The following is an 8,956-nucleotide window of genomic DNA, read 5'->3' as shown; positions in this document are numbered from 1 at the left end:
GACCGCGGCGAGGGCCGGGGCAGCGGCCGGCGACCGTCCCGGCGACCGTCCCGGTGAGGGGGCCGGTGAGGGGGCCGGCGAGCGGGCCGGTGGCCGGGGCGACGGCTGGGCCGGGCTGCCGGAGGGCGGGCTGGTCACCGTCTCCTACGTGCTGGGCGAACTCGCGGAGGAGACCCGGGAGGCGCTGGTGACCCGGGCGGTACGGGCCGCCGGTGCGGACGGGGCCGTGGTGCTGGTCGAGCCGGGCACACCGGACGGCTTCCGGCGGATACTCGCCGCCCGGGACCGGATGACGGCGGAGGGCATGACCGTGCTGGCCCCGTGCCCGCACAGCGCGCGCTGCCCGCTGGGCACCGGCGGCGACTGGTGCCACTTCGCCGCCCGCACCGCCCGCTCCGCCCTGCACCGCCGGATCAAGGGCGCCGAGCTGGCCTGGGAGGACGAGAAGTTCAGCTATGTGGCCGCCGTGGGGCCGGGCCTGGCCGCGGACCGGGCGGGGGACGGCCCCGCCGGCGGGCGGATCGTGCGCCGCCCGCGGCAGCGCAAGGGGCAGGTGCTGCTGGAGCTGTGCACGGCCGGGGAGGGGCTGCGCAGCGCCACCGTGACCCGGCGCGATCCCGAGCGCTACCGCGCGGCCCGCGACGCCGCCTGGGGGGACCCCTGGGCAGACCCCCGGTGAGCCTTCCCGCGGGCCTCCGGGCGGGCCGCCCGGCGGGCCGCCCGGCGGGCCTCCGGGCGGGTCCGAGGGCGCCGGGAACCCGCCGCGGGGAATTCCGCGGTCCGCACGGATGTTGGGGGTGACACCTGCGGCGCGGAAAGGGGAGCCGCGGGCCCCCGGGACCGCAGTGGACCAGGGGGACGGAAGCGAAGGCGGCGCGGCCGGCCCGGCCCCGGCGGGGCCGGGGCCGATTACGCATTCCTCCCCGTCGCAGGGCAGGATGGGCGGAATAATGGCCACCCGGCCAGGAGCCCCTCGGACGAAGTGAGGCGGTAGACGAGCCCATGGAACGCGAGAGCAGATTCCCCCGCTGGATGCGCCGGAAGTCCCGGAGCGCGGCCCGCGCAGACGCCGCCGCCAAGGCCCGCGAGGACCTGCTGCTCGCCACCGCCCGGGAGGGCTTCCCGCTGGCCCCGGCCGCACACCCGCAGGACTACGGCTGTTCCTGCAATCGCATCGGCTGTCCCACGCCCGGCCGCCATCCCCTCTCCTTCGCCTGGCAGAGCCAGGCCACCACCGACCCGGACCAGGTGCTGCGCTGGCTGCGGGCCGATCCCGAGGCCAATTTCGTCACTCCCACCGGCCATGTCCACGACGTGCTGGACGTCCCGCTCGAGGCGGGCACCGCCGCGCTGGAGCGGCTCGCCGCGCAGGGCGCCGAGATCGGCCCGGTCGCGGTCGCCGACCCCGACCGGATGCTGTTCTTCACCAAGACCCGCAACCCCGCCGACGACGACGACGAGTGGTGGCCCTGCGAGCTGGACTGCCACCCGGAGACCATGGACGAGCACCCGGGCCTGCGCTGGCACTGCCGCGCGAGCTACGTGCTGGTCCCCCCCTCCGCCGTCCCGGCGGACGGCGGGGTGCGCTGGCTGCGCGGCCCCGAGTGGCCGCTGCCCGAGCCGCTGACCCTGCTGGAGGCGCTGACCGACGCCTGCGCCGCACACGCCGGGGACGACGAGACCGTCAACGAGGAAGCCGGCGCCTGGCCCGGCTGACACCGGCCCGCGCCCCGCGCGGCACACCGCGTGAGGGCCCTCGCCCGCGGGCCGCGCCGCCGGCCCTTCCGCCCCGCCCGGCCCGGCCCCCGCCCCGTGCGGTCAACCCGGAGCGGAGGTACGGCGTCCGGTAGAGCAGAAGCGGAGCAGCAGCAACCGCCCCAGACCGGGAGGTCCCTTGAGTTCCCACGGCTCCACCCGCCCCCCGTCACGCTCCCTGGTCCGTACCGTCGCCCGTGCGCTGCGCCCGGCCGCCTTCGGCGCCCTGCCGGAGGGCGGGCGCATGGACCGCATCCGCCGTTCCCCGCAGTTCCGGGACGGAGCCTTCCGCAACGACGTGCCCACCGTCATCGGACCCGGCGGCTCCGGCTTCGCCCTCTTCCGCGAGCTGCTGTTCGGCCCCGGCCGCAAGCGCCGCTACCCGGCCTCCGTGCCCCCGACGCACACCGCTGCGCTTCCCGGGGACCCGCCCGCCGGCGGTCTGCGGCTGACCTGGCTGGGCCACGCCACCGTGCTGGCGGAGATCGACGGCCACCGGGTGCTGTTCGACCCGGTGTGGGGGGAGCGGTGCTCGCCGTTCGGCTTCGCCGGACCGCGCCGCGTCCACCCGGTGCCGCTGCCGCTGGAGGCGCTCGGCCCGCTGGACGCGGTGGTGATCTCCCACGACCACTACGACCACCTGGACCTGCCGGCCATCCGGGCGCTGGCGGACAGCGAGGCGGTCTTCGCCGTGCCGCTGGGCGTGGGCGCGCACCTGGAGCACTGGGGCGTCCCGGAATCCCGCATCCACGAGCTGGACTGGCACGAGTCGGTGCGGGTCGGGGAGCTGACCCTGACCGCCACCCCCAGCCGGCACTTCTGCGGGCGCAGCCTGATCCGGCGTTCGCTCACCCTGTGGGCCTCCTGGGCGGTGACCGGGCCGGACAACCGGATCTTCCACAGCGGGGACACCGGCTACTTCCCCGGCTTCGCCGCCATCGGCGCGCGGTACGGGCCGTTCGACGCGACGATGATGCAGATCGGCGCCTACAGCGACTACTGGCCGGACATCCACATGACCCCGGAGGAGGGGCTGCGGGCGCACCGCGACCTGCACGGCGGGGTGCTGCTGCCGATCCACTGGGGCACCTTCAACCTGGCCCTGCACCCGTGGGACGAGCCGGCCGAGCGCACCGCGGACGCCGCCGCGGCCTCCTCGGTGCCGGTGGCGCTGCCGCGGCCGGGGGAGCCGTTCGAGCCGTCGGGGGAGCTGCCCGCGGAACGCTGGTGGCGCCCGCACGCCCGGCCGCCGCGCCGGCGCCCGGCCGCGTCCGGCTCCGCCGGGACACAGACCCGGAGCGGCGCGGGGCCCGGCGGGGCGACCGGGGAGGCGCAGCACCGTGAGCCCTGTGAGCACCGTGAGCACCGTGAGCCCCGTGAGCCGTCCCCGGCGGAGCGCTGAACGCCGGGACCGCCGGCGGGACCGCCGCCGTCACTCAGGGGCGCATCGGGTCGTGTCCGAGCAGCATCAGCCGGTGGCGCCACTCGCGCTCCGGCACGACCTCGCTCGGACCGGCCTCCAGCTCCGTGCGGATGGTGTCGATGACCTGGGACATCACCGTCACATCGGCGTCGGTCAGATCGACCCGGCGCTTCTGCAGAATGGACAGCACCCGGCGGCCCTGCTCACTGCCGGACTGCTCGGGCAGTGCCTCGGTGTCCTCGTCCGCGCTGCTGGTGCGCAGCCAGGCGCGCAGCTCGGCCGAGGTCATGTTGACGAGCTGGTGAAACTCGTCCCAGAGGTGCTGGACTTCCGGGCTGGCGGTGTCGGGCATCGTCGCTCCTCATGGTTCTCGGGGAAGGGGGCACACGGGCGGGCCGTCCCGCTCGCCGCCCCGGCCCGGGTCAGGCCGCGGCGGTGGCGGTCCTGCGGACCTCCTCGGCGGTGCGCTTGTCCAGCGCCACGCGCACCAGCCCCGCGGTCAGCCGGGGCAGCTCGTCCTCGCCCACCAGGCCGGAGAGCTTCTCCGGTGCGGTGGGCAGGCCGATCCGCCGGGCCCCGTCCTGCACCTTCTTGTCCGCGTAGGGCGCGAAGCCGGGCCAGACGCCCTGGGCCTCGCGGAGGAAGATCGCGGCCCCGGCCGGTCCCACCCCGGGCACCTCCTGGAGCCGCCGCTCCACCTCCTCGCGGCTCTGCGCGCCCTCGCGCAGCCGCCGCAGGTCGCCGCCCCAGCGCTCCCGCACCAGTGCGGCGCCCTTGCCGAGCATGGTGGCGGTGGATTCGTCATAGCGCCGGTAGCCGCCGCGGCCGAGCGCGTCGACCCGCTCCTGCCAGTCGGAGCCGGCCATCTTCTCCGGGCTCCGCAGGCCGGCCCGGAACAGTTCGCGGGCCGCGGCCACCGCCGCGTCCGCGCGGATCCGGGCGGACAGCAGGGTGGACAGCACCAGCAGCTGGTAGAGCGGCTGCGGGGTGTCCCGCAGCCGGATTCCGGCCTCGTCGGCGTATGTCCTGCCGCAGCGGTCCAGCAGCACCCGTGTGGTGGTGCGGGTGCGCTCGTCGGCGGGACGGCGTGCCGCGCTCACTGCTCCTCACCGGCCTTCGCTGCTCGGGGCTGGGTCAGTCGGTCTCCGGACGCTGCTCGGCGCGGTCCCCCTTGGGGCCGCGTCCGCGCTCGGTGCGCGGACCGCGGGCGCGCCAGCCCTCCTCCTCGGCCAGGTCTTCCTTGGCCGCCTCGTTGGCGTACTGGTCGGGCACACCGCTGTCCTCGGCTTCCTTGCGTTTGTGGGCGCGCCGGATGTCGTAGCGCTTGCTGCCGGGCTCGGGCATCAAGATCACCTCTCCTGACCCCGGGTTCCCCCGCCCGGAAGCACGAAACCGGGGGTGCGGGAGCACACGGTGATCCCGGAGCGTTACATAACAGGTGTCGTCCAAAACGGTGCCGTGGTTCTAATGTGACCCACGGCACAGATGGCGGCGTGGACGGCGGGGACGGAGGGGCGCATTGATGGCCGTGGAGACCGAGCCGGGTGAGTGTGCGCGTGAGCTGCTCGCGGCCGGCACACTGCCGCCGGGCACGCTGCTGACCGTCGTCTGGCGCGACCGGCACGCCGCACGCGTCGGCCCCTGGTGCGCGCGGGACCTGGACCACCGGGCGCGGGCCCGCTGGCTGTCCGCGGCCGAGGGCGGGCACTGGCGGGAGGGCTATCTGGTCTGGCAGTACGACGGCCAGGTCTACACCGCCCGGGAGCTGCTGGCCGCGGTGGCCCGGGCCGCCGGGCTGGGGGCGTGGCCGGGACCGGCGGGCGGCGGGCGGCTGCGCGCGGGGGACGAGGGGCAGGCCGTGGACGAGGGACGGGCGGCGGTCGAGGACTGGCTCGTGCACTCGGTGAACGGCCGCACCCTGCGCCATCTGTGGACCCACCGCCCGCTGGTGTTCTTCGGCGGGCCCTGGGACGCGCGGGTGATCTTCCGGCCGCGCGCGCAGTGGCCGGTGCCGCACTGCTACCCCGATCCGGCCGGCCGGGTCTCCGCGGTCTGGGGCCCGGCCGAGGCCCGGCCCGGGGACGTGCCGCGCTATGTGCCGGAGTACGGGCCGCTGCGCGGCGATGTGTGCATGCGGTGGACGGTGCCGTCCGCGGCACCGGCGCCGCTGCACGTGCCGGTGCTGGGCCGCAACCCGACCTGCCCCTCCTGCGGCCTCTCCGACACCTGGCGCGACAGCCGCGGCTGGGTCCACTGCCGCCACTGCGGTGCCGTCTCGTACTGAGCCCCGCGCACCGCTTCCGGTGACGGCCCGGGTGCGGCCCGCCGTCCGGCCGCCGGCACGCCCGGGCGGTGGCGGGCAGGCCCGGGCGGTGGCAGGCAGGCCGGGGGGAGAAGCGGGCCGGCGGCAGCGGGGGAACGGCGGCGGGCGACGGGCAGCGCCGCCCCGCCCGCGTCCGGGCGACGGAGCGCGGCGGACCGGCCGTTCCGCGCCGGGGCGGGCGGCCGCCGATATTCCGTTGCGCGGCGCCCCGCCGGACTGCACAGTGCTGGGATGACACCTGACCGGGCGACGACAGCCTGCCGGATACGGCCGTACGAGCAGCGCGACTGGGAGGCGATCGAGCGGATTCACGACGCCGCCCGGCTGGACGAACTGCGGGAGTCGGTCGGCACCGAGGCGTTCCTCTCCCTGGCGGACACCTACCAGGGTGAGGGCCTGTTCGACGGCCGGGTGTGGGTCGCCGAGGACCCCGCGGTCGCGGGTTTCGTGGCGCTGGACGAGGACGAGGTCACCTGGCTCTACGTCGATCCCGCCCGGTACGGCCGGGGCATCGGCACGGCGCTGCTGCGGCACGCCCTCGCCCACGGCGGCCCCCGGGTGGAGACCACGGTGCTGGCCGGCAACCAGCGCGCGCTGGACCTGTACCTGCGGGAAGGCTTCACCCTGGTGGAGACCAAGACCGGCCGCCTGGCGGGCAACGAGAAGTTCGCCGCCACCGGCCACATCCTGGAGCACCGCAAGGCACCGCGGCAGGACGGCCGGGCAGACGGCCCGCACGGTCCCGCCCGTTGAGCGGAACCCGTGGCGGGCGGGGGGTCACGCGCCGGTGGCGGTGAGGGCTCCGGAGATGCGGGAGAGGAGCTCGGCCTCGCCCCTGCCCTCGGCCGGGACCCGGGCGGCGAGAATCGCCATCCGTTCGATGGTGACCGTCTGCCGGGCCTGACCCTCCATCAGCGCCTCGACGTACTCGTCCACCACCGGGGTCTCGCCCTCCGCCCAGGTCTTCTGCTCGTGGTGGTGCATGGTCAGGAACAGCAGCGCGCCGCCGTCCGTGGTGCGCAGCCCGACCGTGGCCAGCGCCGGGTCCTCCGGCGCCAGGTCCTCGTACTGCACGAAGAACGCCGGATCGGTGCTCTCGCCCTCCCGCCGCGCCAGCTCCTCCGAGGTGTAGGCGCCGTCCGCGAACGGGCCCTCGCCGGTGCGCAGGTAGCCGGCGTAGGCGGCGCTGATGCCGGCCGGGTCCACGGCCAGGCCCTCGGCCGCCCCGGCGGCCGGGTCCGGGGCGGGGCCGCCCGCGGTGCGCACCGCCACCGCGTAGCCGTCCTCGTCCTCCTCGAACTCGGGCAGCGACGACTCCGGCATCAGGGTCAGATAGGACGCCTTCCAGTCCTCCTCCAGCGAGCCGCGGGTGAAGACCAGCAGCCAGCGGTTGCCGTCGCCGCGTCCGCTGAGCGTGTCGGCGACGAAGAACTTGGGCCAGCCGGCCAGCCGCGGGATGTGGAAGCGGGTGTCCTCGAAGGCCAGCGGACGGTAGTCGGGGTTGCCCTCCGGGTGGACCTCGTGCCGGGCCCGGTGGCCCGCCCGGTTGATCTGGCCCAGCGCGCCGGTGTCGACGGTCCGGTTGAGCTCCTCGTCATAGACCCGGTTGGCCTCGTTGCTGACCTCGGCGTAGTGCTCCAGGACGGCTTCCGCCTCGGTCTCGGTCAGCGCGGGCACCTCGGCCCGCTCGCCGTGCACCGTCACGCATCCGGCCAGCGACGCGGACAGGGGCAGCGCCAGGGCGACCGCCAGCGCGATGGACGCCGCTCCGGAACGTGCCCTCACCAGCATGGTGGACCCTCCCCGTCGTTCGCGTGCGCGCACAGGGAACGTGTGCGCCAGATGTGTGCCGCGGTGCCAGGGCATCGTATCCGTGTCCCCGTCGGGCTTCCGCATGGGATGATGCCGCGCACCGCGGGGACACCGGCGGACGTCAGGGAGGGCTGTTACGGATGGCGGACACGGAGACACACCGGGAGACGGAATCCGGCGCACGGCCGCACGGCGCAGACGGTGCGGGGCGGACACCGGGGCCGGCGCCGCGGACCTTCCGGGCCGCGCTGGCGGAGCTCAGCGCCGCGCAGAAGACCCCGAAGGGCGTCTCCTACTACACCCGTTACGTCAACCGCAGGCTGGGCCGGGTGCTGGCCGCCGCCGCCTGCCGGGCCGGACTGACGCCCCACCAGGTCACGGTGCTCAGCGCGCTGTGCACCTACGGCGGCATCGCGGCGGTGGCGCTGGTCCGTCCCTCCTGGGCGCTGGCCCCGGCGGTCTGGGCGGCCCTGGTGCTGGGCTTCGCGCTGGACTCGGCGGACGGCCAGCTGGCCCGGCTGCGCCGCGCCTCCAGCGTCTCCGGCGAATGGCTGGACCATGTGGTGGACTGCGGCAAGATGACGCTGCTGCACGCCGCCGTGCTGATCTCCTTCTACCGGTTCTTCGACCTGCCCGGCGAGGGCTGGCTGCTGGTGCCGCTGGCGTTCCAGCTGGCCGCGGTGGTGACCTTCTGCGGCGGGCTGCTGACCGAGAAGCTCAAGCCCCGGCCGGCGGCCGGCGCGGCCGGGCAGCAGCCGGTGCGGCCCTCCCGGGTGCGGGCGGTGGCCCTGCTGCCGGTGGACTACGGTGTGACCTGCGCGGTCTTCCTGCTGCTCGGGAACGAGACCGCGTTCCGCACCGGCTACGCGGCGCTGTGCGCGGTGCATGTCCTGTTCTGCCTGGCCTTCCTGGCCAAGTGGTACCGCGAACTCTCCGTCCCGCCCGCGCCCGCACCCTGAGCCCCTGGCCGGCCCCGGACAGGGGACCGGCCCCGGGGGACGGCGGGCCGGTCCAGGAGGGCGGACCGGCTCAGGACGGCTCGGCGGCGTGGTGCGCGCGGGAGCCCGCGGCGGGACGGGAGAGGGTGTCCAGCACGCCGCGCAGCTGGGTGCTGGAGGTGTGCACCGTGTACGGGAAGTAGACCACCTCCACGCCCAGCTTCCCCATCTGCTCCTCCAGCGCCGTGCCCTTGGGCGTGCCGCGCCAGTCGTCGCCCTTGAACAGGCGGTGGAACCGCAGCTGGTGCCACATCTGCGTCTTGTCCGGCACCATCTCGGCGATGGCGGCGTCCACGTACCTGATGCTGCGCACGATCTCCAGCCGCTCCACCAGCGGGATCACCGGCGGACGGCCCTTGGCGCGCTGCGCCATGTCGTCGGAGACCACCCCGGCGACCAGGTAGTCGCACTGACTGCGGGCGTGCCGCAGGATGTTGAGGTGCCCGATGTGGAAGAGGTCGTAGACCCCGGGCGCGTAACCCACGAGGTGCGGCGGCATGGTGGCGGTGTCCCCCCAGTCGTGTCGTGGTGTGTGTGACGGGCCGGCGAACGGCGTGCCGTGTGGTGCGGCGTGGTGCGGCTCGGTGCGACGTGCTGCCGGGCGGGTGCCGGAGGCGTCCGTGTCTCCCCCACAGGACCCTCCTC

The 8,956-nt window shown here is 75.6% G+C and carries 11 protein-coding genes; 6 read left to right on the top strand and 5 right to left on the bottom strand.

Annotated elements, in window-relative coordinates; genetic code table 11:
- The 3 genes from GQS09_RS11780 to GQS09_RS11770 form a co-directional block, all read left to right on the top strand.
- The coding region (locus GQS09_RS11780) for a small ribosomal subunit Rsm22 family protein (RefSeq protein WP_243761321.1) at positions 1 to 679 on the top strand (679 nt) is incomplete at its 5' end.
- 323 nt (positions 680 to 1,002) lie between these two features.
- On the top strand, positions 1,003 to 1,716 hold the full coding sequence (locus GQS09_RS11775) for a bifunctional DNA primase/polymerase (RefSeq protein ID WP_165985976.1): 714 nt from the start codon (positions 1,003 to 1,005) through the stop codon (positions 1,714 to 1,716).
- Between the two features lie 178 nt (positions 1,717 to 1,894).
- Positions 1,895 to 3,157 carry an MBL fold metallo-hydrolase gene (locus GQS09_RS11770; protein WP_399552487.1) on the top strand — a complete coding sequence of 421 codons (1,263 nt, stop codon included), beginning with the start codon at positions 1,895 to 1,897 and terminating at the stop codon, positions 3,155 to 3,157.
- A gap of 34 nt (positions 3,158 to 3,191) precedes the next feature.
- Here the strand turns inward: GQS09_RS11770 and GQS09_RS11765 are convergent, their stop codons facing one another.
- The 3 genes from GQS09_RS11765 to GQS09_RS11755 form a co-directional block, all read right to left on the bottom strand.
- A complete protein-coding gene (locus GQS09_RS11765; protein WP_165985975.1) occupies positions 3,192 to 3,530 on the bottom strand; it encodes a DUF3140 domain-containing protein in 339 nt (112 codons plus the stop codon).
- Between the two features lie 70 nt (positions 3,531 to 3,600).
- Complete coding sequence (locus GQS09_RS11760) at positions 3,601 to 4,278, bottom strand: endonuclease (protein WP_313896100.1); 678 nt, start codon at positions 4,276 to 4,278, stop codon at positions 3,601 to 3,603.
- A 34-nt stretch (positions 4,279 to 4,312) separates the two neighbouring features.
- Positions 4,313 to 4,522 (bottom strand): hypothetical protein, encoded by a 210-nt coding sequence (locus GQS09_RS11755; RefSeq protein ID WP_165985974.1) that lies wholly within the window; start codon positions 4,520 to 4,522, stop codon positions 4,313 to 4,315.
- 178 nt (positions 4,523 to 4,700) lie between these two features.
- Here GQS09_RS11755 and GQS09_RS11750 point away from each other — a divergent pair, with 178 nt between their 5' ends.
- On the top strand, positions 4,701 to 5,462 hold the full coding sequence (locus GQS09_RS11750) for a hypothetical protein (protein ID WP_165985973.1): 762 nt from the start codon (positions 4,701 to 4,703) through the stop codon (positions 5,460 to 5,462).
- A gap of 270 nt (positions 5,463 to 5,732) precedes the next feature.
- On the top strand, positions 5,733 to 6,254 hold the full coding sequence (locus tag GQS09_RS11745) for a GNAT family N-acetyltransferase (RefSeq protein WP_165985972.1): 522 nt from the start codon (positions 5,733 to 5,735) through the stop codon (positions 6,252 to 6,254).
- A 24-nt stretch (positions 6,255 to 6,278) separates the two neighbouring features.
- Here GQS09_RS11745 and GQS09_RS11740 read toward each other — a convergent pair whose 3' ends face one another.
- Positions 6,279 to 7,292 (bottom strand): hypothetical protein, encoded by a 1,014-nt coding sequence (locus tag GQS09_RS11740; protein WP_165985971.1) that lies wholly within the window; start codon positions 7,290 to 7,292, stop codon positions 6,279 to 6,281.
- A gap of 161 nt (positions 7,293 to 7,453) precedes the next feature.
- Between GQS09_RS11740 and GQS09_RS11735 the strand changes: the two genes are divergently transcribed.
- Positions 7,454 to 8,272, top strand: a complete 819-nt coding sequence (locus tag GQS09_RS11735) for a CDP-alcohol phosphatidyltransferase family protein (RefSeq protein WP_165985970.1) — start codon at positions 7,454 to 7,456, stop codon at positions 8,270 to 8,272.
- A gap of 70 nt (positions 8,273 to 8,342) precedes the next feature.
- Here GQS09_RS11735 and GQS09_RS11730 read toward each other — a convergent pair whose 3' ends face one another.
- Positions 8,343 to 8,810, bottom strand: coding sequence for an adenylyltransferase/cytidyltransferase family protein (locus GQS09_RS11730; RefSeq protein ID WP_165985969.1), 468 nt, complete (start codon positions 8,808 to 8,810; stop codon positions 8,343 to 8,345).
- Positions 8,811 to 8,956: the final 146 nt, after the last annotated feature.

This window comes from Streptomyces sp. YIM 98790 (assembly GCF_011421595.1).
GTDB lineage: Bacteria > Actinomycetota > Actinomycetes > Streptomycetales > Streptomycetaceae > Streptomyces.
The sequence above is the reverse complement of the archived record's forward strand: the minus strand, read 5'-3'. Positions and strand labels throughout refer to the sequence as shown.